The sequence below is a fragment of the Pantoea sp. GCM10028869 genome (assembly GCF_042666835.1).
Lineage (GTDB): Bacteria > Pseudomonadota > Gammaproteobacteria > Enterobacterales > Enterobacteriaceae > Pantoea > Pantoea leporis.
Genome location: NZ_JBHTGO010000004.1, coordinates 1 through 22003, shown reverse-complemented (window position 1 = coordinate 22003; position 22003 = coordinate 1). Strand labels below are relative to the sequence as shown.

The window sequence follows — 22003 nt, the reverse complement described above, 5'->3', positions numbered from 1 at the left end:
CAGCGTGCGGATTTGCAACGGGGCAGAAGGAGAGGATTGAGTCAGGGTTTGCGGCCCCGCGTGAAACGGGGCGCAAGTTCAGGCGCCAAATACGCCTTGCAGATAACGCTCAAGCGCAACGCGCGAGCTGAAGCCGTGCGGAATGCCGTAATGCTCCTGCGAATCGCCCATTAAGTAGAGTGGGAATTGCGTGTAGTGATCGCAGGTTTTCATCTCTGAAGCCGGTTCAGCAAAGCTCTGGCTTTTCTCTTTCAGCGTCGGGTGAATGATTAAGGCGGTCCGTCCCATACGCGCTTCGCGATTGACGTACACATAGTTTTCGCCGCGACGATAACCGTAAATTTTTGGCGTTTGGGTATCCATTTCGAAGCCCACTTTCTCAAGTACGCGCGCTACCTCATCTGGTCGTAAATACATGCTTGCTCCTCTCTTCTCACAGCCCCGCAACCTTACAGCAGCAAGATGGCATGGGCATTCGGAATTTTCCCTAAAGCCTGGCACATCCCTGCGTTTAATCACGCTTCGTCTACACTAAGTATTACGTTTTAAATCAAAGGGAGCTAAAAAATGTTTAATCGAAGCGCAAAAAACGATGACATTGATATCAATCAGGATGTAAACGAACTGGCCGATTCGCTAGAGGCGTTACTTAAATCTTATGGCAGTGAAGCTAAAGACGAAGTTGATAATGCCCGTAGCCAGGCGCAGGCGCTGTTGAAGCAGACGCGTGCCAAACTGAGCGGCGGACAGAGTCGCGTATCGCAAGCGGCACGTGATGCGGGTACGCAGGTTGACGCCTATGTCCACGACAAGCCGTGGCACGGCGTGGGCGTCGGTGCGGCGATAGGTTTAGTGCTTGGCGCGCTGCTGGTATCTTCACGCCGATAAGCCTATGTTCGTTGATGCAATGAGCCTCGCTGATGCGGGGCTTTTTTGTGGGCGCGAGATAGTGCGCGCTTTCCCTCACCCTAACCCTCTCCCGCAGGCGGGAGAGGGAATGTTTAGGTGGCGTTCAACTGTAACACCTATGCTGGATCGGCTCCTTCTCCCGCTTGCGGGAGAAGGCTGGGATGAGGGTCAAATCGCACAAAATCCAACCAACCTTCCCACTCCATTCCCTTTACAAAAAATTTTTCCGGCCTGGAAGGCGCATGATCTCTGGCCTTAGCGAATATCCGAAGATCATAATCACAAAACCCTATATCTGGTGGGCTTGACCCTTTTACCCACTACATCTAGTATTCAACCCATCAACTAACTACCAAATGTCGTCAAGGACGAAGTTCGATGCAAACAGGAATTTGCTTCGTATCTCGCAATCTGACCGCAATCAAAGGGAAATACGAATCATGCGCATTATTATTTACACCAAAGACAACTGTGTCCAGTGCAATGCGACAAAAAATGCCATGGACCGCAAAGGTATCGACTATCAGCTGATCAACCTTGATACCCAACCTGAAGCCATCGACAACCTCAAATCTCTCGGCTATCGCCAGGTGCCAGTGGTGATGACGCAAGACGATCACTGGAGTGGCTTCCGTCCCGACAAAATTGCCAGCCTGAGCCAGCTCGCGGCCGTCGGGGGATAAGCCATGTTTCCACTGGTCTATTTCTCTAGCCAGTCGGAAAACACGCACCGATTCATCACGCGTCTTGGGCTGCCTGCCCGCCGCATTCCGGTTGACGGCAAGCAGCGCCTGCATATCGAACAGCCCTACATTTTAGTGGTGCCGAGCTACGGCGGCGGCAGTTCGCGCGGTGCGGTGCCGAGACAAGTGATTCAATTCCTCAATGATGATGCCAACCGACGCGGGATTCGCGGGGTGATCGCTGCCGGTAACCGCAACTTCGGTGAAGGCTATTGCCTGGCGGGCGACATCATTGCGCAGAAATGTCAGGTTCCCTATCTCTACCGCTTTGAGCTGATGGGAACCCCCGACGATATCGCTAATGTAAAAGCGGGAGTGACCCAATTTTGGCAACGACAGACACCCTAAACAGCTCGCTGACTGATTACCACGCGCTTAACGCGATGCTGAACCTGTATGACGCCGATGGCCGCATCCAGTTCAGTAAAGATCACGAAGCGACGCGCCAGTTCTTCCTGCAGCATGTACAACCCAATACCGTGCAGTTTGCCTCGGCAGGCGAGCGCCTGCGCTATCTGGTGGCCGAAGGCTACTACGAAGCCGAGGTGCTGAATCAGTACACTTTCGATTTCCTGTGTCAGCTGCACGATGAAGCTGATGCGGCATGTTTCGTCTTTCACACCTTCCTCGGGGCGTGGAAGTTTTACACCAGCTACACGTTGAAAACCTTCGACGGCAAACGCTATCTGGAAACCTTCGAACAGCGCGCCTGCATGGTGGCGCTGACGCTGGCACGCGGCAATGAAACCTTAGCGCGCGAGCTGCTGGCGGAAATGCTGAGCGGTCGCTTCCAGCCGGCTACGCCAACTTTCCTTAACTGCGGTAAGCAGCAGCGCGGCGAGCTGGTCTCCTGCTTCCTGCTGCGCATCGAAGACAACATGGAATCGATTGGTCGCGCGGTGAACTCGGCGCTGCAACTGTCGAAACGCGGCGGCGGCGTAGCGTTCCTGCTCTCCAATTTGCGTGAATCAGGCGCGCCGATTAAGCGCATTGAGAACCAGTCGTCCGGCGTAATTCCGGTGATGAAGATGCTGGAAGATGCGTTCTCCTACGCTAACCAGCTGGGTGCACGTCAGGGCGCAGGTGCGGTGTGGCTAAATGCGCATCACCCGGATATTTTCCGCTTTCTCGATACCAAACGTGAAAACGCCGACGAGAAGATCCGCATCAAAACGCTGTCGCTCGGCGTGGTGATCCCGGACATCACCTTCCAGCTGGCGAAAGAGAATCGCGATATGGCGCTGTTCTCGCCGTACGATGTCGAGCGCATCTACGGCAAAGCCTTTGGTGATATCAGCATCAGCGAGCATTACGACGAGATGCTGGCGGACGATCGCATCACCAAAACCTACATCAAGCCGCGCGATTTCTTCCAGACGCTGGCGGAGATTCAGTTTGAATCGGGCTACCCGTACATCATGTTTGAAGACAGCGTGAACCGCAGCAACCCGATTGCCGGGCGCATCAACATGAGTAATCTCTGTTCCGAGATTTTGCAGGTTAACAGCGCCAGCGAATTCAATGACGATCTTAGCTATCGTCGCGTCGGCAAAGATATCTCCTGCAACCTCGGCTCTCTCAACATTGCGCATGCCATGGATTCGCGCAATCTGGCGCAAACCGTGGAAACCGCCGTGCGTGCACTGACCGCCGTTTCCGAGATGAGTGAGATCAATTCGGTGCCTTCGGTGGCGGAAGGCAATCGCCGCTCGCACGCGATTGGCCTCGGTCAGATGAACCTGCACGGTTATCTGGCGCGCGAAGGCATGGCGTACGGTTCAGAAGAGGCGCTGGATTTCACCAATCTCTATTTCTATTGCGTCACCTATCACGCCGTGCGCACCTCGAATCTGCTGGCGCAGGAGCATCAGAAGAGTTTCGACGGTTTCGCCGAGTCGAAATACGCCAGCGGCAGTTACTTCGATAAATATGTCGAACAGCGCTGGCTGCCGCGCACCGCGCGCGTGGCAAAACTTTTTGCCGATGCCGGACTGACTCTGCCAACGCAGGCCGACTGGCAAGCGCTGCGTGCAGCAGTGATGCAACATGGGCTGTACAACCAGAACCTGCAGGCGATTCCGCCCACCGGTTCGATCTCGTACATCAACCATGCGACCTCCAGCATTCACCCGATTGTGTCGCGCATTGAGATCCGTAAAGAGGGCAAAACCGGCCGCGTTTACTATCCGGCGCCGTTTATGACCAACGACAATCTCGACCTCTATCAGGATGCGTACTCCATTGGGCCGGAAGCGATTATTGATACCTACGCCGAAGCCACGCAGCACGTCGATCAAGGCCTGTCGCTGACGCTGTTCTTCCGCGACGACGTCACCACGCGCGATATCAACAAAGCGCAGATCTACGCGTGGAAAAAAGGCATCAAAACGCTCTATTACATCCGTCTGCGCCAGATGGCGCTTCAAGGCACCGAGGTGCAGGGCTGCGTCTCCTGCTCACTGTGATGAAAACTATGCAACTAAAGCAAATTCAAGCCATTAACTGGAACCGCATCCAGGACGAAAAAGACCTCGAAGTGTGGAACCGACTGACCAGTAATTTCTGGCTGCCGGAAAAAGTGCCGCTCTCCAACGATTTGCCAGCGTGGCAGTCGCTGGACCACCAGCAACAGCAGCTGACTATTCGGGTGTTTACCGGATTGACGCTGCTCGACACCATCCAGAACGTGATTGGTGCGCCTGGCCTGATGGAAGATGCGATTACGCCACACGAGGAAGCTGTGCTGTCGAACGTCTCCTTTATGGAAGCAGTGCATGCGCGTTCGTACAGTTCGATTTTCTCCACGCTGTGTAACACCGCAGATGTCGATGCGGCGTACCGCTGGAGTGAAGAGAATGAAGCGTTGCAGAACAAGGCGAAGATTGTGCTGGAGCACTATCGCGCCGAGGATCCGCTCAAGAAGAAAATCGCCAGCGTGTTCCTTGAATCGTTCCTGTTCTACTCCGGTTTCTGGCTGCCGATGTATTGGTCGAGCCGTGGCAAGCTGACCAACACCGCAGATCTGATTCGCCTGATCATTCGCGACGAAGCGGTACACGGTTACTACATCGGCTATAAGTACCAAAAGGCGCTGGAAAACGTCGATGCTGGCCGCCGCGAAGAGCTGCAGCAGTTCGCGATTGATTTGCTGCTGGCGCTGTACGAAAACGAAGTGGTGTATACCGAAGCCTTGTACGGTGAAGTCGGTTGGGCGGAAGAGGTGAAAACCTTCCTGCACTACAACGCCAATAAAGCGCTAATGAACCTCGGCTACGAAGCGCTGTTCCCGGCCGAACTGACCGCCGTGAACCCGGCGATTTTGTCCGCGCTGTCGCCCAACGCCGATGAAAACCACGACTTCTTCTCAGGTTCAGGCTCCTCTTATGTAATGGGGAAAGCCGTGGAAACCGAAGACGAAGACTGGAATTTTTAATACGCGTCATAGTTCGCGTTGCCTGGAGGCACCTACTTTTGGCACAGCAGCGTTGACTGCGCCCACTCTTCCCAGTCCCATAGTTCACTATGCTGCTGGGTCGAGTGGGCTTGTCGCCTTGCTGTGACGCGAATTATTTAGCGTATTGATTCAGTGATAATTAATTTTTAAACCAATCTTATTTCCGCTCTTCTCACCCATTTATTTCACTTATATTTCTTCTTTTTGGATTGATTTTCGGCCGCTCTGCACCAGAAACAGTCTGAAACGCACATAAATTCACTTCTCAAATGCAAAAAATTAATCCGCGCGCATCCCTTGTGAGCACTGGCGATTTTAGCGATTGACTGCTGCGCGCGCCGCCGAATATCGCCCTTCAGGGTTGTCAGATAATTTCACTATGTTAGGGTATAGGGCGCTTAATTTTACTCAGGACCACAACAAGAAATAGTTAAACATTTAACCGGGAAATTAATTACTGCATGGCAATTAAACTCGAAGTAAAGAATTTATATAAGGTATTTGGGGATAATCCCGAAAAGGCATTTAAGCTGATCGATAAAGGCGAAAACAAAGAGAGTATTCTGGCAAAAACCGGCCTCTCTGTTGGCGTCAAAAATGCCAGTCTGGCCATTGAAGAAGGCGAGATCTTCGTCATCATGGGGCTTTCAGGTTCAGGTAAGTCCACCATGGTTCGCCTTCTCAATCGTCTGATCGAGCCCACTCGCGGCCAGGTAATCATAGACGGTGTCGATATTGCCAAAATATCGGAATCAGAACTGCGTGAAGTCCGCAGAAATAAGATCAGTATGGTATTTCAATCCTTCGCGCTGATGCCACACATGACTGTGCTAAATAATGCCGCTTTTGGCATGGAATTAGCCGGCATTCCCTTAGCCGAACGTCAGGAAAAAGCGCTGGAAGCATTGCGTCAGGTTGGCCTGGATAATTACGCCCACTCTTATCCCGATGAACTTTCTGGCGGCATGCGTCAACGCGTTGGATTAGCCCGCGCATTGGCGATTAATCCTGATATTTTATTAATGGATGAAGCTTTCTCAGCACTTGATCCGTTGATTCGTACCGAAATGCAGGATGAACTGGTAAAACTGCAGGCCAAACATCAGCGTACCATTGTATTTATTTCTCACGACCTCGATGAAGCGATGCGTATTGGCGACCGCATTGCCATTATGCAGGGCGGCGAAGTGGTACAGGTCGGCACGCCGGATGAAATCCTCAATAATCCTGCCAATGATTATGTGCGCACCTTCTTCCGCGGCGTCGATATTAGTCACGTGTTTAGCGCCAAAGATATTGCGCGTCGCAGTGCGGGTTCACTGATCCGCAAAGCCGCCGGTTTTGGTCCGCGATCCGCCATCAAGCTGCTGCAGGATGAAGATCGCGAATATGGCTACGTGCTGGAGAAACAGAAGTTTGTTGGCGTGGTGTCCACCGATTCATTGAAAGCCGCGCTGGCGGCCGGTGAAGGGCTGGATAGCGCGCTGCTCGACACGCCCTTAGCGGTTCCTGCCGATACCTCCCTGAACGATCTGCTGTCGCATGTGGCACAAGCGCCCTGCGCCGTGCCGGTAGTCAGCGAAGAGAATCAGTACGTCGGTATCATTTCGAAAAGCATGCTGTTGCGTGCTTTAGACCGTGAAGGAGCCTAATCATGAGCGAACAAACAGCGAATCCGTGGGAAAGCGCCAGCCAAACCACCCAGCAACCTGCCACCACTGATACCAGCCCCGCCGCCAGCAGCAGCGATCCCTGGGCGAGCGGCGGTGCCGCGCCTGCAGATAGCAGCTCCGGCAGCGCCGATGCATGGGGCGATCCCTCCGCCGCCAGCAGCGGTGGCCACGATGCCGCCAGCAATGCTGCCAGCAGCAGCGACTGGCTGAGCAGCGCACCCGCTCCCGCGCCGGAACATTTCAACCTCATGGACCCGTTCCATAAAACCTGGATTCCGCTTGATAGCTGGGTGACTGAAGGCATCGATTGGGTGGTCAGCCATTTCCGTCCGGTGTTTCAGGGCATTCGCGTGCCGGTGGATTACATCCTCAGCGCGTTCCAGCAGTTACTGCTCGGCATGCCCGCGCCGGTAGCGATTGTGGTGTTCGCACTGATCGCCTGGCAGATCGCCAGCCCGGCGATGGGGATTGCTACGCTGGTCTCGCTGATTGCCATTGGCGCGATTGGTGCCTGGTCGCAGGCGATGGTGACGCTGGCGCTGGTGCTAACCGCCCTGCTGTTCTGCATCATCATCGGCTTGCCGCTCGGCATCTGGCTGGCGCGCAGTGAACGTGCCGCGCGCATTATTCGTCCGCTGCTGGATGCAATGCAGACCACGCCAGCCTTCGTCTATCTGGTGCCCATCGTCATGCTGTTTGGTATCGGCAACGTGCCGGGCGTAGTGGTGACCATTATCTTTGCGCTGCCGCCGATTGTGCGCCTCACCATTCTTGGGATTAAGCAGGTACCAGCCGACCTGATTGAAGCGAGTGAATCCTTCGGTGCCAGCCCGCGTCAGATGCTGTTCAAAGTGCAGCTGCCGCTGGCGATGCCGACCATCATGGCTGGCGTAAACCAGACGCTGATGCTGGCGCTGTCGATGGTGGTGATCGCCTCGATGATCGCGGTTGGCGGTCTCGGTCAGATGGTGCTGCGCGGCATTGGTCGCCTGGATATGGGCCTCGCCACCGTCGGCGGCGTGGGCATCGTGATCCTCGCCATTATCCTCGATCGCTTGACGCAGTCGATGGGCCGCGACAGCCGCAGCCGTGGCAGCCGTCACTGGTACAGCACTGGCCCGCTCGGTCTGCTGATGCGCCCTTTCAGTAAAAAAGCCTGATTTCAATGGGCGGTCCGCTGCGGCCGCCCGTCTTCGACGTAACACGTAAAATAAGGAATGACTATGCGCAAGACAGCTCTCATCGCCGCCGTCCTGACGACGTTCGCCGCGACGCACGTGTCCGCCGCCGACCTGCCCGGTAAAGGCATCACCGTTAAACCGACGCAGAGTACCATCTCTGAAGAGACCTTCCAGACGCTGCTGGTAAGCCGCGCGCTGGAGAAACTCGGCTATACCGTTGAGAAGCCAAGCGAGATTGATTACAACGTGGCGTACACCACCATCGCAGCCGGTGATGCCACCTTTATTGCCACCAACTGGCAACCGCTGCACGACGATATGTATAAAGCCGCGGGCGGCGATGCGAAGTTTTATCGCCAGGGCACTTACGTCGGTGGCGCGGCTCAGGGTTACCTGATCGATAAGAAAACCGCCGAGCAGTATCACATCACCAATATTGAACAGCTGAAAGATCCCAAGATCGCCAAACTGTTTGATACCAATGGTGATGGCAAAGCGGATTTGACCGGCTGTACGCCAGGCTGGGGCTGTGAAGCGGTGATTAATCACCAGATTGATGCCTACAAGCTGAGCAACACCGTGGAGCACAATCAGGGCAACTACTCGGCGATGATCGCCGATACCATCACGCGCTTTAAACAGGGCAAACCGGTGTTCTATTACACCTGGACGCCGTATTGGGTCAGCGACGTGCTGAAGCCGGGTAAAGATGTGGTATGGCTGCAGGTGCCGTTCTCTTCACTGCCGGGCGAGCAGAGCAAAGTCGATACTAAGCTGGCGAACGGGGCTAACTACGGTTTCCCGGTGAACACCATGCATATCGTCGCCAACAAAGCCTGGACCGAGAAAAATCCGGCCGCGGCAAAGCTGTTTGCTGAGATGAAGCTGCCGATTGGTGACATCAACGCCGAGAATGCGGCGATGCATGCGGGCCATGCTTCTGAAGCCGATATCAATGGCCACGTTGATGGCTGGATCAAAGGTCACCAGGCGGAATTCGATAAGTGGATTCAGGACGCACTGGCGGCAGCGAAGTAACACATTTACATTAGCGTTAGTATTGTAGCGGCGCGATTTATCGCGCCGTTTTTCATGGAATAATTCCACTTCAGGAACTCAGCGCAATAAATTGCGCCGCTACGGCAAATGGCTGCCTCCCCCTTTTCCTTTCCCCCGATAAGCGAAGCGTGCGCTATAGCGCACTGGTACGTCCTGTTAATTAACACACCATTGAAATAATTTTTTCGGTTACTATTACCTACAAATGATTATCTCTCTTATCCGCACGCAATGACTGCTTCCCGTTTAGCGATCAAATTCCATCACTTAGGCTGGTGTCGCATTCGCGCGGGCTTGTTAAGAGCATGTTAATCAACACCTTGATTTACGTGGATAAGCGGCGCGCGAAAAGTGTTTAGAAATCGTAAAGATGGTTCTAAACCGCTGAGCAATACTATTCATTAATGATTGGGTTTGTTATGGTTAGCAGCGCAGTTATTCACCAGAGTTATTTTTTCTCGCGAAATTATTTATCTGTAAAAAGGTTTCCCGAGATGAATTGATGGCATCGGCTGCCTGTATGTTCAGGTGGGATGTCAGGGCAAAATGCCCAGGGTTAAGGAACAACCTGGAATGTCAGATGTTGACTATGTGATCGTGCTAACAATCACCTGCGGAAATTGTGACTACGCTTAATCTGTCACCATCATTACTATACCAGTTGCAACTAAGAGGTTTTTTTAAAATGGAAAGTTCGTTTACTCCCATTGAACAGATGCTTAACATCCGTGCTAACCGCCATAAAGATTTTCCGCTGCAGGAGATCATTTTGACCCGCTTGTGCATGCACATGCAGGGTAAACTGCTGGATAATCGCAACAAAATGTTGAAGGCGCAGGGAATTAACGAGACCTTATTCATGGCGCTGATTACCCTTGATGCACAGGAAAATCAGAGCATTCAGCCTTCAGAACTGAGTTCTGCCCTCGGCTCTTCACGCACCAATGCCACGCGTATCGCTGATGAGTTGGAGAAGCGCGGCTGGATCGAACGTCGTGAAAGCGAGAACGACCGTCGCTGCCTGCATCTGCATTTGACCGAAAAAGGCAATGAATTCCTGCGCCAGCTGCTGCCACCGCAGCATCAGAGCCTGCAATACCTGTGGTCTTCGCTCTCTACTAACGAGCAGGATCAGCTGGAATCGATTACCCGTAAGTTACTTAACCGTCTCGATAAAATGGACGAAGATCAGGTTATCGCTTCCCTGTCGCGCTAATAGCAAGAAGTGCGACACAATCACCTTCCGAAATCGCTATTTTAATCCCCTTTTGTCCGGCCAGCGCTTAAGTGCTGGCTTTTTTGACTCGGGCAACCGTGTTGAAGGATCGGCACATCCCGACTAAATGGAAAACGTGGAGAACGACATGAGTGCGACAGCGGAAGCTCAAAGCCCGCAACAGCCAGCGAATAAAAAGAAGAAGCGCAAAGGTGTGCTGATCCTGCTGGCTATCGTGTTTGTAATTATTGGTGTTTCGTATCTGGCTTACTGGTATTTGGTGCTGCGTCACTTCCAGGAAACCGATGATGCGTACGTGGCGGGCAACCAGGTGCAGGTGATGGCGCAGGTTTCTGGCAGCGTAAACAAAGTGTGGTTTGATAACACCGACGTGGTGAAGAAAGGCGACGTCCTGGTGTCGCTGGATAAAACTGATGCCGAGCAGGCGTTTGAAAAAGCGCAGACCGCGCTAGCTACCAGCGTGCGTCAAACCCACCAGCTGATGATCAATGGCAAGCAGTATCAAGCTACCATCAAACTGCAGCAAACTGCGCTGGAACAGGCCGAAGCTGACCTGAAACGCCGCGAGCCGCTGGGCGCGTCTAATCTGATTGGCCGCGAAGAGCTGCAACACTCGCGTGATGCCGTAGCGACAGCCAAAGCGCAGCTGGATGTGGCAGTGCAGCAATACAACGCTAACCAGGCGATGATTCTGAATACCTCGCTGGAAAATCAGCCCGCGGTACAGCAGAGTGCGGCTGAGCTGCGCGATGCCTGGCTGGCGCTGCAGCGTACTGAAATCCGTAGCCCGATTGATGGCTTCATTTCACGTCGCAGCGTACAGGTTGGCTCGCAAATCTCCACCACCACCCCGCTGTTGGCGGTGGTGCCGTCCACTAATCTGTGGATCGATGCAAACTTCAAAGAGACCCAGCTTGCAGGTGTCCGTATCGGCCAATCGGCCACGGTGATCAGTGATATCTACGGCGATGACGTCGAGTATCACGGCAAAGTGGTGGGTCTGGATATGGGTACCGGCAGCGCCTTCTCGCTGCTGCCTGCGCAGAACGCCACCGGTAATTGGATCAAAGTGGTCCAGCGTCTGCCGGTGCGTATCGAGCTGGATCCGAAACAAGTGGCGGAACATCCGCTGCGTATCGGCCTCTCCACGCTGGTGAAAGTGGATACCCAAAACAAAGAGGGTGCCACGCTGGCCAGCACCGTGCGTTCGCAAGCCGCGTATGAAAGTAATGCGTTGGCAATCGACCTCGCGCCGGTTAACCAGCTGATTACTGACATCGTTCGTGCCAACGCTGACTAACGCCGCGGGAGGCTGTTATGGCACAAAAACCGCTTGAAGGTGCGCCGTTAGTCCTGATGACCATCGCCCTGTCGCTGGCGACGTTCATGCAGGTACTCGACTCCACCATCGCTAACGTGGCGATTCCGACCATCGCCGGTAACCTCGGTGCCTCGAACTCGCAGGGCACTTGGGTGATTACCTCTTTCGGGGTGGCAAACGCCATCTCGATTCCGATAACCGGTTGGCTGGCCAAGCGCATCGGTGAAGTGAAGCTGTTTACCTGGTCGACCATCCTGTTTGTATTGGCGTCCTGGGCTTGCGGCATGTCCGAAAGCCTGGAGATGCTGATCTTCTTCCGCGTCATTCAGGGCGTGGTTGCCGGTCCGCTGATTCCGCTGTCGCAGAGTTTGCTGCTGAACAACTATCCGCCAGCGAAACGCAGCGTGGCGCTTTCGCTGTGGGCGATGACGGTGATTGTGGCACCGATCTGCGGTCCGATTCTCGGCGGCTGGATCAGCGATAACTATCACTGGGGCTGGATCTTCTTCATCAACGTGCCGATTGGTTTGGTGGTGGTGTTACTGACGCTGCAAACGCTGCGTGGACGTGAAACCAAAACCGAAATCCGCCGGATCGATATGGTGGGGTTGGTACTGCTGGTGGTGGGCATTGGCTCGCTGCAGGTGATGCTGGATCGCGGAAAAGAGCTCGACTGGTTTAGCTCAACCGAGATCATTGTGCTGATGGTGGTCGCCGTGGTGGCGCTGCTGGTGTTGCTGGTGTGGGAGCTCACCGACGACCATCCGATAGTCGATTTGTCGTTGTTCAAGATGCGCAACTTCACCATCGGCTGTTTGTCGATCAGCCTGGCCTATATGCTTTACTTCGGCTCGATAGTGTTGCTGCCGCAGCTGTTACAGGAGGTATATGGCTACACCGCCACCTGGGCCGGATTAGCGTCGGCACCGGTGGGGATTCTGCCGGTGATCCTGTCGCCGATCATTGGCCGCTTCGCCCACAAGCTGGATATGCGTAAGCTGGTGACCTTCAGCTTCATCATGTATGCCGTCTGTTTCTACTGGCGCGCCTACACGTTTGAGCCGGGAATGGATTTTGGTGCATCAGCGTGGCCGCAGTTTATTCAGGGCTTTGCGGTGGCGTGCTTCTTTATGCCGCTCACCACCATTACGCTGTCAGGCTTACCGCCAGAACGTATGGCGGCGGCATCAAGCCTGTCGAACTTCGTGCGTACGCTGGCGGGTTCCATCGGTACCTCAATTACTACCACCATGTGGAGTAACCGTGAATCGATGCATCATAGCTATCTGTCGGAGTCGGTGAATCCGTACAACGTCAATTCACAGCAGATGTATGACCAGTTGCAAAGCATGGGCATGACCCAGCAGCAGGCCTCGGCATATATCGCGCAACAAATTACCAATCAGGGTCTGATTATTTCGGCGAATGAGATCTTCTGGGCATCGGCGGGCGTGTTCTTGATCTTGCTGGTGCTGGTGTGGTTTGCGCGTCCACCATTTGGTGCGGGCAGTGGCGGCGGTGGTGCTCACTAAGCGAGACAAACAAAAACGGGCCTTGCGGCCCGTTTTTTTATGCGTTCTGACGCCACCATTCGGCGAGCAGAATACCGGTCGCCACTGACACGTTGAGGCTTTCAACGTTGCCGGTGCCACCAATCGACAGGCTGAGATCGCCCTGCTGGAAAGCGCTGTCTGACAGACCTTCGCTCTCCTGACCCAACACCAGCACCATTTTGGCAGGCAGCTCAGCTTTCGCCAGCGGTGTGCCTTCGTGGCTTGAGGTGGTAACGATGGTGTAACCCGCTTTACGGAACGCTTCCAGGCCATCGGCAAAGCTTTCGCCGCTGATTGCCTGTACGTGTTCAGCGCCACCTTCGGCGGTACGTACTGCCGCACCTGACTCCAGCAGCGAGGCATCATTCACCAGCAAACCTTTCACACCGAAGTGCGCGCAGCTACGCATAATGCCGCCAAGGTTGTGCGGGTTGCTGACATCTTCCAGCGCCAGCACGCAATCTTTGGTGGGGGCCTTGGTCAGCCACTCGGTAACCGGCATGCCCATACGTTTTTTGATGATGAAGCACACGCCACCGTGGTGTTCAGTACCTGAAGCTTTGGTCAGCTCAGCATCTTCAACCACATGATAGGCTTTGCGGTTGGCCGCCAGCCAGCGCAGGGTTTCACGGAAACGCGGTGTTACGCTCTGAATAAACCAGGCGCGCACGATGCTTTCCGGACGGCTCAGGAACAGCGCCTGACAGGCATTTTCACCGTAGACGCGCGTCTCTTCCTGACGCTGACGGCGAATCTGCTCGGGATCGATGACCGGCTTGTTCGCGGCATCATCCAGTTGACTATCATCCGCGACCGGCGGACGAGAAACGGTGCGCCACGGCGAATCACCGAAGCTGCGGTTGTCGTCACCACGATCGTCACGACGACCAAAGCTGCGACCGCGTTCGGTATTACTCGCACCGCGCGGTGCCGGGCTGCGTGCGCCGCTACGGCCACCTTCTTCATTATTACTTGCACCGCTGCGAGGACCAGAACGACGATTATCTTCCTGGCGCGCAGCAGGACGGCCGCCTTTGCCGGTACGGGAATTCGGCTTTTGACCACTCTCCTCATCACGTACGTACATCACTTTTACCTTGCCGCTTTTGCCTTTAAATTCGTCGTTCATCTGTTCCTCCAGCATTGAGAGCGCGAAGATTACCTGATGTGTCGGTGCTTAGCTATCAACTATTGAACCTATTGGGCAATCCAGATTGAGCATAGCACTCAACCTTTTCATAATGTCCGGCAATCATCAGATTTACAGGTCCGGGTTGAGGTAAATATGAATACAGTTTGTGCCTCCTGTCAGGCAACCAACCGCGTGCCCGAGTCGCGCATGGCTGATGGAGCAAAATGTGGTCGTTGCGGCGGCGAGCTATTCAACGGTGAAGTCGCCAACGCGACCGCAGCCACGCTGGATAAGTATCTGCAAGACGATCTGCCGGTGGTGATCGACTTCTGGGCGCCGTGGTGCGGCCCGTGCGTTAACTTCGCACCGGTGTTTAAAGATGTCGCCGACGAGCGGCGCGGCAAGGTGCGCTTCGTGAAAGTAAATACCGAAGCCGAACCCGCGCTTAGTTCGCGTTTCCGCATTCGCAGCATTCCTACTATTATGCTGTTCAAGAACGGCGAGATGGTCGACATGCTGAACGGCGCAATGCCGAAAGCGCCCTTCAACGAGTGGCTCGACGAATCGCTGTAAACCGCTGATGGCCAGCCGCGTGCTGGCCTTCCTTATTACCTTTCCCGGCTAATTCCATTACACTGGCGTTTTTTCTCCTGCCTGCGAATTTATGTTTGAAAATGCCGTTCTGCGCTTACGTGCGCAACGTTTAGCGCGCGCCACGCGCCCGTTTCTTGCGCGCGGTAATCGTGTCATTCGTTGCCAACGCTGCCTGCTGCCGCAGAAAAACTGTCTGTGCGCCACCATCCAGCCTCAGCAAGCGCGCAGTCGCTTCTGTCTGGTGATGTTCGATACCGAGCCGATGAAGCCGAGCAATACCGGAAGGTTAATTGCCGATGTGCTGCCGGACACCGAGGCGTTTGGCTGGTCACGCACCGAGCCGGATGCCGCGCTGCTGGCGGCGGTGAAGAACGCGCATTATCAGCCGCTGGTGGTTTTCCCGGCGTCTTACGCAGATGCCGATCGCGAAGTGCTCACCAGCCCGCCGCTCACCGGCAAACCGCCGCTGTTTATTATGCTCGACGGCACCTGGACGGAAGCGCGCAAGATGTTCCGCAAAAGTCCGTGGCTGGATGCGTTGCCGGTGATGTCGCTCAACGTGTCTGCGCCCTCGCGCTACACGCTGCGCGAGGCCCACGGCGAAGGCCAGCACTGCACCGCCGAAGTTGCTGCCGCGCTGCTGGAACAGGCCGGGGATCTCGCCGCCGCCGCAGAATTGCAGCACTATTTCGCCCGCTTCCGTCATGCTTATCTGGCGGGGAAACCGCATCATCCGATTCATGCTCTGGAAGAAGCATTGAGTAGCGGAATCTGAAGCTGGCTCTCAGCCTGCGATCGGTGAATCGGCACGCGCGCTAAAAAGCGTTTACAATCATGCCAATCTTGATAGCAGGAGCGGATGATGAGCCAACGCGGACTGGAAGCGCTGTTACGACCTAAATCAATCGCGGTAATCGGTGCGTCAATTACACCGGGGCGCGCCGGCTACTTTATGATGCGTAACCTGCTGGCCGGTGGATTTAGCGGTCCGGTATTGCCGGTGACGCCGAAGTATAAAGCGGTGAGCGGCGTGCTGGCATGGCCGGATATCGACAGCCTGCCCTTCGCGCCCGATCTCGCCATCATCTGTACCCACGCCAAACGTAATCTCGAACTGCTGCAACAACTGGGCGAAAAAGGTTGTAAGGCCTGTATTATTCTTTCGGCGCCATCCAGCCAGTTGGAAGAGCTGAAAGCCTGCGCCAGTCAGTGGCAAATTCGCCTGCTTGGGCCCAACAGCTTAGGTTTGCTGGCGCCGTGGCAAGGGTTGAATGCCAGCTTCTCGCCGGTGCCGATTGCTAAAGGCCGCATTGCTTTTATTTCGCAATCTGCTGCGGTCTCTAACACCATTCTCGACTGGGCGCAGCAGCGTAACCTCGGTTTCTCATGGTTTATCGCCTTGGGTGATAGCCTGGATATCGACGTTGATGATCTGCTGGATTTCCTCGCGCGCGACGGTAAAACCAGCGCCATTCTGCTCTACCTCGAACACCTCAGCGATGCGCGTCGCTTTGTTTCCGCTTCGCGCAGCGCCTCGCGTAATAAACCGATTCTGGTGATAAAAAGTGGTCGCAGCCATCAGGCGCAGGCGATGATCGGTACTCACAGCGGACTGGACGCTGCCTGGGATGCGGCGATTCAGCGCGCCGGTTTACTGCGCGTACAGGATACGCATGAACTGTTTACGGCGGTTGAGTCGCTGAGCCATATGCGTCCATTACGCGGCGATCGACTGATGATCATCAGCAACGGCGCGGCCCCGGCGGCGCTGGCCCTGGATGAACTGTATGCGCGCAACGGTAAGCTGGCGACGCTAAGTGACGAAACCTTGCAGGCGCTGGCCACCCTGCTGCCAGAAGGCGTTGGCCGCGGCAATCCGCTGGATTTGAAAGATGACGCGACACCAGCGCGCTATGTCGCCTGCATTGAACGGCTGCTGGATAGCCATGAACTTGATGCACTGATGATCATTCATGCGCCAAGCGCCGTTTCACCCTCGAGCGAAACCGCCGAGCAGATTATCGCTGCGGTTGCCAAACATCCGCGTGGCAAGCAAGTCACTTTACTGACGAACTGGTGCGGCGAATACTCTTCGCAGAGCGCACGACGCGCGTTTACTCAGGCTGGTATTCCCACCTGGCGCACACCGGAAGGTACCGTTACCGCTTTCATGCATCAGGTGGAATATCGCCGCAACCAGAAGCAACTGCGTGAGACGCCCGCGCTGCCGATTGGTTTGACGCAGAACAGCGCGCAGGCGCATCAGCTGATTCAGCAAGCGCTTAATAAAGGCATCACCACGCTGGACACCCACGAAGTGCAGCCGGTGTTGCAAGCTTATGGCCTGGCGACGCTGCCCACCTGGATTGCCAGCGACAGCGCCGCGGCTGCCAGCATCGCCGATCAGATTGGCTATCCGGTCGCGCTCAAGCTGCGTTCGCCGGATATTCCGCATAAGTCGGAGGTACAAGGCGTAATGCTGTATCTGCGCAGCGCCGCAGAGGTGGAACAAGCGGCTGAAGCCATTTTTGATCGCGTGCGTGAAACCCATCCACAGGCGCATATTGATGGTTTGCTGGTGCAGAGTATGGCGAATCGCGCCGGAGCGCAGGAGTTGCGTGTGGTGGTCGAACAGGATCCGCTGTTTGGTCCTATCATCCTGCTGGGCGAAGGCGGCGTGGAGTGGCAGCCCGACAAGCAAGCCGCCGTGGCTTTGCCGCCGCTGAATATGACGCTGGCGCGCTATCTGGTGATTCAGGCGATGAAAAGCGGCAAAGTTCGCAGCCGTAGTGCGTTGCGACCACTGGATATCACCGGGCTTAGCCAGCTGTTAGTGCAGGTTTCAAACCTGGTGGTCGATTGTCCGGAGATTCAGCGCCTGGATATTCATCCGCTGCTGGCATCAGCTGACGAATTCACGCTGCTGGATGTCACGCTGCAGCTGGCGCCTTTCAATGGTGATAACGAAACACGGCTGGCGATTCGTCCTTACCCGCATCATCTTGAAGAGCAGGTGCAGCTGAAAAATGGGCAATATTGCCTGTTCCGCCCGATCCTGCCGGAAGATGAACCGCAGCTGCGCGCCTTTATCGCCCAGGTAACGAAAGAAGATCTCTACTATCGTTACTTCAGTGAAATCAATGAATTCACTCATGAAGATTTGGCGAATATGACGCAAATTGATTACGACCGCGAAATGGCGATTGTCGCTATACGGCAGCACAACGGCGTCGACGAGATCATTGGCGTAACACGTGCGATCTCCGATGCCGATAATATCGATGCTGAATTCTCCGTGCTGGTGCGGTCTGACCTGAAAGGCTTGGGCATGGGCAGGCGCTTACTGGAGAAGATGATTCGCTATACGCGCGATCATGGCCTGCAACAATTGAACGGTATCACCATGCCAAACAATAGCGGCATGATCACGCTGGCGCGAAAGCTCAATTTTCGCGTGAATATTCAACTGGATGATGGCATTGTCAGCCTGAATTTGCCGCTCGGTGATGTCATCAGCTAACCTGTACAGAAAGGTAAAATTCCTCCTCTACAGGCCGGTTGATGGTATTATTTACCGTTAGGATCATGATTTGATGGCAAAAGGCCATGCAATGAACAGAGAAGAAGTGCACTGTGATGTTGTCTAAATTTAAACGTAATAAACACCAACAACACCTCGCACAGCTGCCTAAACTGTCACAATCCGTGTCGGATCTGACGACGCTTTACTCGCCTGCCGAGTTTCGCGAAACCCTGCTGACGAAAATTGCCGCAGCAGAAAAGCGTATCTGTATCACCGCGCTGTATCTGGAGAATGATGACGGCGGTCGGGGAATAATGCAGGCGCTGTACGCAGCGCGTCAGGCACGTCCGGAGCTGGATGTCTGTATTCTGGTTGACTGGCATCGTGCGCAGCGTGGTCGTATTGGCGCTGCTCGCGGCGTGACCAACGCTGACTGGTATTGCGAAATGGCGACTCAGCACCCGGATATCGCTATTCCAGTTTACGGCATTCCGGTTAACACCCGCGAAGCGCTCGGTGTGCTGCATCTGAAAGGGTTTATCATTGATGATACGCTGCTCTACAGCGGCGCGAGCCTGAACGATGTCTATTTGCATCAGCATGATAAATATCGTTATGACCGTTATCAGCTGATCCGCAATCCACAGCTTACCGATACCATGTATGCGTGGATCTGCGAAAATCTCAAGGATTCCGATGCGGTTAACCGGCTCGATAAAACTGAGCGCCCTTCCAGCCCGGAAATCAAAAACGAAACACGTCAGTTCCGTCAGGAGCTGCGCAGCTTTAACTATCAGTTTACCGGCAATGCAGATAATGATTGCCTTGCCGTCACGCCGTTGGTTGGCTTGGGCAAACGTAGCCTGCTGAACAAAACCATTTTCCATTTGATGCCCTGCGCTGAGCGCAAGCTGACGCTGTGTACGCCCTATTTTAACCTGCCGGCCATTCTGGTGCGTAACCTGATTCATTTACTGCGTCAGGGTAAAGAAGTTGAAATCATCATTGGCGACAAAACGGCCAATGACTTCTACATCCCGCCAGAACAGCCGTTCAAGATTATCGGGGCGCTGCCTTATCTATATGAGATTAACCTGCGTCGCTTCCTGAGCCGTTTGCAGTATTACGTCAATAATGGTCAGCTGACGGTACGCTTGTGGAAAGATGGCGAAAACAGTTATCACCTGAAAGGCATTTGGGTGGATGACGAATGGATGATGATCACCGGTAATAACCTCAATCCACGCGCGTGGCGACTGGATCTGGAAAATGCGGTGCTGATTCACGATCCTCTCAATCAATTGGCCGAGCAGCGTGAAAAAGAGCTGGCGCTGATTCGTGAGCATACTTCCGTGGTGCAGCATTATCGCGAGCTGGAAAGTATCTCCGATTATCCGGCAAAGGTGCGCAAGCTGATTCGTCGCCTGCGCCGTATTCGCATCGATCGCTTGATTAGCCGTCTGCTTTAGCCGATGCGTGCGCCTATCCTCTGCGTGGTTTTGCTGTGTAGTGGATGTGCGCATGTCGCCCAGGATAACTGGACCGGCAAAGACAAAGCGCAACACTACTTCTCTTCTGCTGTGCTGGCAGCCGCAGGTAGTGTGATTTCTCAGCATCAAAATCACAGCCGCGGGCAGAATTTGCGTTTCGGCTTTCTGTTTTCGTTGAGTTTCGGTGTGGGGAAAGAGTTATATGACAGCCGCTCAGCGGGGAGCGGCTGGAGTTGGAAAGATCTTAGCTGGGATGTCGCCGGCGCCGCCAGCGGTATCGCACTGTGGAATCTCAGTCAGTAACTACAGCGCAATCCCCTTCCCTTTGCGATGCAGCATCAGCGATACCAGAAATGCTAAAGCGCCCATTGCCGAAACATACCAGAAGAAGCTGGTTTCAATACCTTCCCTTTTCAGCAGTAAGGCTACGTACTCTGCTGAACCACCAAAAATAGCATTCGCCACCGCATAGGAAAGCCCAACGCCCAGCGCGCGGACTTCCGGCGGGAACATCTCTGCTTTCAAAATGCCACTGATAGCGGTGTAGAAACTGGTGATGATTAGCGCCAGCATGATCAAGGCAAATGCCAGCCAACTGCTTTGCACATTTTGCAGCAATAGCAGAATAGGTACCGTACAGATAGCTGCCCCGGCACCAAAAATCATCATTGAGGCACGACGACCAATCTTGTCTGACAGCGCGCCAACTATCGGCTGAGTCAACATGAATACCAATAAGCAACCGGTCATTAATCCACTGGCACTGCGCGCATCCATCCCGGCAGTATTTACCAGATATTTTTGCATGTAGGTGGTGAAGGTATAGAAGCTTAGCGAACCGCCTGCGGTAAAGCCCAGCACCATCAGAAATGCACGGGTGTGATTGCGCAGTAATCCCGTAATGCTGCCGGCGTCACGATGTTCTCGGTGTTTTTTCTCTGAAGTTTCGTTGAGAGAACGACGCAACCACAATGCCACCACAGCGAGCGCCGCCCCGAGGAAGAACGGAATACGCCAGCCCCAGCTGCGAAGTTCTTCATCGCTGAGAATTTGCTGTAAGACTACAACGGTAAGCACCGCTAACAGTTGGCCGCCGATGAGCGTCACATATTGGAAAGAGGCATAAAATCCTTTTCGTCCTTCCAGTGCTACTTCGCTCATATAAGTGGCGCTGGTACCGTATTCCCCACCAACCGATAATCCCTGAAACATACGCGCCAGCAGAAGAATGACAGGCGCGGCAAGGCCAATTTCTCCGTAGCCCGGTAGACAGGCGATCACTAATGATCCCAGACACATCATGCACACTGAGATCAGCATTGAGGCTTTGCGACCGTGACGATCGGCAATATAGCCAAATAACCATCCGCCGATCGGGCGCATCAGAAAACCAGCTGCGAAGACGCCTGCTGTTTGCAGCAATTGGGTGGTGGTATCACCGCTTGGAAAGAAGACATGGGCAAAATAGAGTGAGAAGAAGGAGTAGACGTAGAAATCGAACCATTCGACTAAATTGCCAGACGATGCGCCGACAATCGACCAGATGCGCTTTTTACTGTCAGCTGCCGTTGCAGTTAGAGCCACTTTTTGTTGTTGTGAATCAGTCATGCTTACCTCTTTTCCTTGCGAATAATTAGCGCCAAAGGATTGAGTAAAGCATCTATTAACTGGTTGCGGGAATTGTCTCTGTTCCTGGATTGCAAAATGTGATTGCCGCGAAGTTTTTAGTGCAATTTATTACTGATTTTCATGCAAATTCAGCCATCTGCCGACTTTAATTCACTATATGCAGATGTAAAAAAGCCCCGGACTTTCGTCCGGGGCTTCTTCACTATTTGATGCCTGGCAGTTCCCTACTCTCGCATGGGGAGGCCCCACACTACCATCGGCGCTACGGCGTTTCACTTCTGAGTTCGGCATGGGGTCAGGTGGGACCACCGCGCTAAAGCCGCCAGGCAAATTCTGTTTCGTCCGCTGCCCCCTCTCAGGCGCCGCAGACCAGTCCGTAAACAAGCTGAAAATATCCGGTCTCTCAGACCAAAACGCCTCTGGCGTTGTAAGGTTAAGCCTCACGGGTCATTAGTACCGGTTAGCTCAACGCATCGCTGCGCTTACACACCCGGCCTATCAACGT

19 protein-coding genes and 2 rRNA genes are annotated in these 22003 nt (G+C 54.3%); 16 read left to right on the top strand and 5 right to left on the bottom strand.

The annotated features are described in order from the left end of the window. Window positions 1-78 precede the first annotated feature (78 nt). The gene (locus ACFQW4_RS11370) at window positions 79-417 is read right to left on the bottom strand and encodes a DUF2002 family protein (RefSeq protein WP_008101622.1); all 339 of its coding nucleotides are present in this window, start codon (window positions 415-417) and stop codon (window positions 79-81) included. A gap of 150 nt (window positions 418-567) precedes the next feature. Between ACFQW4_RS11370 and ACFQW4_RS11365 the strand changes: the two genes are divergently transcribed. The 11 genes from ACFQW4_RS11365 to emrB all read left to right on the top strand — a co-directional run bounded on the left by ACFQW4_RS11365 (window position 568) and on the right by emrB (window position 13109). Continuing rightward, window positions 568-888: a DUF883 family protein gene (locus ACFQW4_RS11365; RefSeq protein WP_008101623.1), complete on the top strand. Its 321-nt coding sequence runs from the start codon at window positions 568-570 to the stop codon at window positions 886-888. 461 nt (window positions 889-1349) lie between these two features. After that, a complete protein-coding gene (gene nrdH / locus ACFQW4_RS11360) occupies window positions 1350-1592 on the top strand; it encodes a glutaredoxin-like protein NrdH (RefSeq protein ID WP_101763439.1) in 243 nt (80 codons plus the stop codon). A 3-nt stretch (window positions 1593-1595) separates the two neighbouring features. After that, window positions 1596-2000 carry a class Ib ribonucleoside-diphosphate reductase assembly flavoprotein NrdI gene (nrdI, locus tag ACFQW4_RS11355; protein ID WP_061718050.1) on the top strand — a complete coding sequence of 135 codons (405 nt, stop codon included), beginning with the start codon at window positions 1596-1598 and terminating at the stop codon, window positions 1998-2000. Then, complete coding sequence (gene nrdE, locus ACFQW4_RS11350; protein ID WP_377725410.1) at window positions 1979-4117, top strand: class 1b ribonucleoside-diphosphate reductase subunit alpha; 2139 nt, start codon at window positions 1979-1981, stop codon at window positions 4115-4117. Before nrdI ends, nrdE begins: the two co-directional genes overlap by 22 nt. Window positions 4118-4125: 8 nt before the next feature. Then, window positions 4126-5085, top strand: coding sequence for a class 1b ribonucleoside-diphosphate reductase subunit beta (gene nrdF, locus ACFQW4_RS11345; RefSeq protein WP_036647504.1), 960 nt, complete (start codon window positions 4126-4128; stop codon window positions 5083-5085). 482 nt (window positions 5086-5567) lie between these two features. After that, window positions 5568-6758, top strand: a complete 1191-nt coding sequence (gene proV, locus ACFQW4_RS11340; protein WP_377725408.1) for a glycine betaine/L-proline ABC transporter ATP-binding protein ProV — start codon at window positions 5568-5570, stop codon at window positions 6756-6758. A 2-nt stretch (window positions 6759-6760) separates the two neighbouring features. Next, on the top strand, window positions 6761-7939 hold the full coding sequence (proW, locus tag ACFQW4_RS11335; protein WP_101763436.1) for a glycine betaine/L-proline ABC transporter permease ProW: 1179 nt from the start codon (window positions 6761-6763) through the stop codon (window positions 7937-7939). A gap of 63 nt (window positions 7940-8002) precedes the next feature. Next, a complete protein-coding gene (gene proX / locus ACFQW4_RS11330) occupies window positions 8003-8998 on the top strand; it encodes a glycine betaine/L-proline ABC transporter substrate-binding protein ProX (protein WP_101763435.1) in 996 nt (331 codons plus the stop codon). A gap of 706 nt (window positions 8999-9704) precedes the next feature. Then, window positions 9705-10235, top strand: a complete 531-nt coding sequence (gene mprA / locus ACFQW4_RS11325) for a transcriptional repressor MprA (protein WP_008101638.1) — start codon at window positions 9705-9707, stop codon at window positions 10233-10235. Between the two features lie 148 nt (window positions 10236-10383). After that, entirely contained in the window at window positions 10384-11556 is a 1173-nt protein-coding gene (emrA, locus tag ACFQW4_RS11320; protein WP_110868299.1) for a multidrug efflux MFS transporter periplasmic adaptor subunit EmrA, read from the top strand. A gap of 17 nt (window positions 11557-11573) precedes the next feature. Continuing rightward, window positions 11574-13109: a multidrug efflux MFS transporter permease subunit EmrB gene (gene emrB / locus ACFQW4_RS11315; protein WP_101763434.1), complete on the top strand. Its 1536-nt coding sequence runs from the start codon at window positions 11574-11576 to the stop codon at window positions 13107-13109. A gap of 37 nt (window positions 13110-13146) precedes the next feature. Here emrB and ACFQW4_RS11310 read toward each other — a convergent pair whose 3' ends face one another. Then, on the bottom strand, window positions 13147-14259 hold the full coding sequence (locus ACFQW4_RS11310) for a tRNA/rRNA methyltransferase (protein ID WP_377725404.1): 1113 nt from the start codon (window positions 14257-14259) through the stop codon (window positions 13147-13149). 156 nt (window positions 14260-14415) lie between these two features. Between ACFQW4_RS11310 and trxC the strand changes: the two genes are divergently transcribed. The 5 genes from trxC to ACFQW4_RS11285 all read left to right on the top strand — a co-directional run bounded on the left by trxC (window position 14416) and on the right by ACFQW4_RS11285 (window position 20172). Then, a complete protein-coding gene (gene trxC / locus ACFQW4_RS11305) occupies window positions 14416-14835 on the top strand; it encodes a thioredoxin TrxC (RefSeq protein WP_110868290.1) in 420 nt (139 codons plus the stop codon). A gap of 91 nt (window positions 14836-14926) precedes the next feature. Continuing rightward, the gene (locus ACFQW4_RS11300) at window positions 14927-15631 is read left to right on the top strand and encodes a tRNA-uridine aminocarboxypropyltransferase (RefSeq protein ID WP_110868291.1); all 705 of its coding nucleotides are present in this window, start codon (window positions 14927-14929) and stop codon (window positions 15629-15631) included. 87 nt (window positions 15632-15718) lie between these two features. Then, entirely contained in the window at window positions 15719-18376 is a 2658-nt protein-coding gene (locus tag ACFQW4_RS11295; RefSeq protein WP_377725847.1) for a GNAT family N-acetyltransferase, read from the top strand. Between the two features lie 116 nt (window positions 18377-18492). Beyond that, on the top strand, window positions 18493-19848 hold the full coding sequence (gene pssA, locus ACFQW4_RS11290) for a CDP-diacylglycerol--serine O-phosphatidyltransferase (RefSeq protein WP_101763429.1): 1356 nt from the start codon (window positions 18493-18495) through the stop codon (window positions 19846-19848). A 3-nt stretch (window positions 19849-19851) separates the two neighbouring features. Then, entirely contained in the window at window positions 19852-20172 is a 321-nt protein-coding gene (locus tag ACFQW4_RS11285; protein ID WP_377725401.1) for a YfiM family lipoprotein, read from the top strand. Here ACFQW4_RS11285 and ACFQW4_RS11280 read toward each other — a convergent pair whose 3' ends face one another. The 3 genes from ACFQW4_RS11280 to ACFQW4_RS11270 all read right to left on the bottom strand — a co-directional run. Then, entirely contained in the window at window positions 20173-21477 is a 1305-nt protein-coding gene (locus ACFQW4_RS11280) for an MFS family transporter (RefSeq protein ID WP_377725399.1), read from the bottom strand. A gap of 232 nt (window positions 21478-21709) precedes the next feature. After that, window positions 21710-21825 (bottom strand): 5S ribosomal RNA (gene rrf / locus ACFQW4_RS11275). 102 nt (window positions 21826-21927) lie between these two features. Next, window positions 21928-22003, bottom strand: a 23S ribosomal RNA gene (locus ACFQW4_RS11270); the annotation flags it as partial.

What these genes read in the sequence shown, in the direction of transcription:
- ACFQW4_RS11370 (WP_008101622.1), bottom strand. Translation starts at nt 417, where the DNA reads ATGTATTTACGACCAGATGAGGTAGCGCGCGTACTTGAGAAAGTGGGC.
- ACFQW4_RS11365 (WP_008101623.1), top strand. Translation starts at nt 568, where the DNA reads ATGTTTAATCGAAGCGCAAAAAACGATGACATTGATATCAATCAGGAT.
- nrdH (WP_101763439.1), top strand. Translation starts at nt 1,350, where the DNA reads ATGCGCATTATTATTTACACCAAAGACAACTGTGTCCAGTGCAATGCG.
- nrdI (WP_061718050.1), top strand. Translation starts at nt 1,596, where the DNA reads ATGTTTCCACTGGTCTATTTCTCTAGCCAGTCGGAAAACACGCACCGA.
- nrdF (WP_036647504.1), top strand. Translation starts at nt 4,126, where the DNA reads ATGCAACTAAAGCAAATTCAAGCCATTAACTGGAACCGCATCCAGGAC.
- proV (WP_377725408.1), top strand. Translation starts at nt 5,568, where the DNA reads ATGGCAATTAAACTCGAAGTAAAGAATTTATATAAGGTATTTGGGGAT.
- proW (WP_101763436.1), top strand. Translation starts at nt 6,761, where the DNA reads ATGAGCGAACAAACAGCGAATCCGTGGGAAAGCGCCAGCCAAACCACC.
- proX (WP_101763435.1), top strand. Translation starts at nt 8,003, where the DNA reads ATGCGCAAGACAGCTCTCATCGCCGCCGTCCTGACGACGTTCGCCGCG.
- mprA (WP_008101638.1), top strand. Translation starts at nt 9,705, where the DNA reads ATGGAAAGTTCGTTTACTCCCATTGAACAGATGCTTAACATCCGTGCT.
- emrA (WP_110868299.1), top strand. Translation starts at nt 10,384, where the DNA reads ATGAGTGCGACAGCGGAAGCTCAAAGCCCGCAACAGCCAGCGAATAAA.
- emrB (WP_101763434.1), top strand. Translation starts at nt 11,574, where the DNA reads ATGGCACAAAAACCGCTTGAAGGTGCGCCGTTAGTCCTGATGACCATC.
- ACFQW4_RS11310 (WP_377725404.1), bottom strand. Translation starts at nt 14,259, where the DNA reads ATGAACGACGAATTTAAAGGCAAAAGCGGCAAGGTAAAAGTGATGTAC.
- trxC (WP_110868290.1), top strand. Translation starts at nt 14,416, where the DNA reads ATGAATACAGTTTGTGCCTCCTGTCAGGCAACCAACCGCGTGCCCGAG.
- ACFQW4_RS11300 (WP_110868291.1), top strand. Translation starts at nt 14,927, where the DNA reads ATGTTTGAAAATGCCGTTCTGCGCTTACGTGCGCAACGTTTAGCGCGC.
- ACFQW4_RS11295 (WP_377725847.1), top strand. Translation starts at nt 15,719, where the DNA reads ATGAGCCAACGCGGACTGGAAGCGCTGTTACGACCTAAATCAATCGCG.
- pssA (WP_101763429.1), top strand. Translation starts at nt 18,493, where the DNA reads ATGTTGTCTAAATTTAAACGTAATAAACACCAACAACACCTCGCACAG.
- ACFQW4_RS11285 (WP_377725401.1), top strand. Translation starts at nt 19,852, where the DNA reads ATGCGTGCGCCTATCCTCTGCGTGGTTTTGCTGTGTAGTGGATGTGCG.
- ACFQW4_RS11280 (WP_377725399.1), bottom strand. Translation starts at nt 21,477, where the DNA reads ATGACTGATTCACAACAACAAAAAGTGGCTCTAACTGCAACGGCAGCT.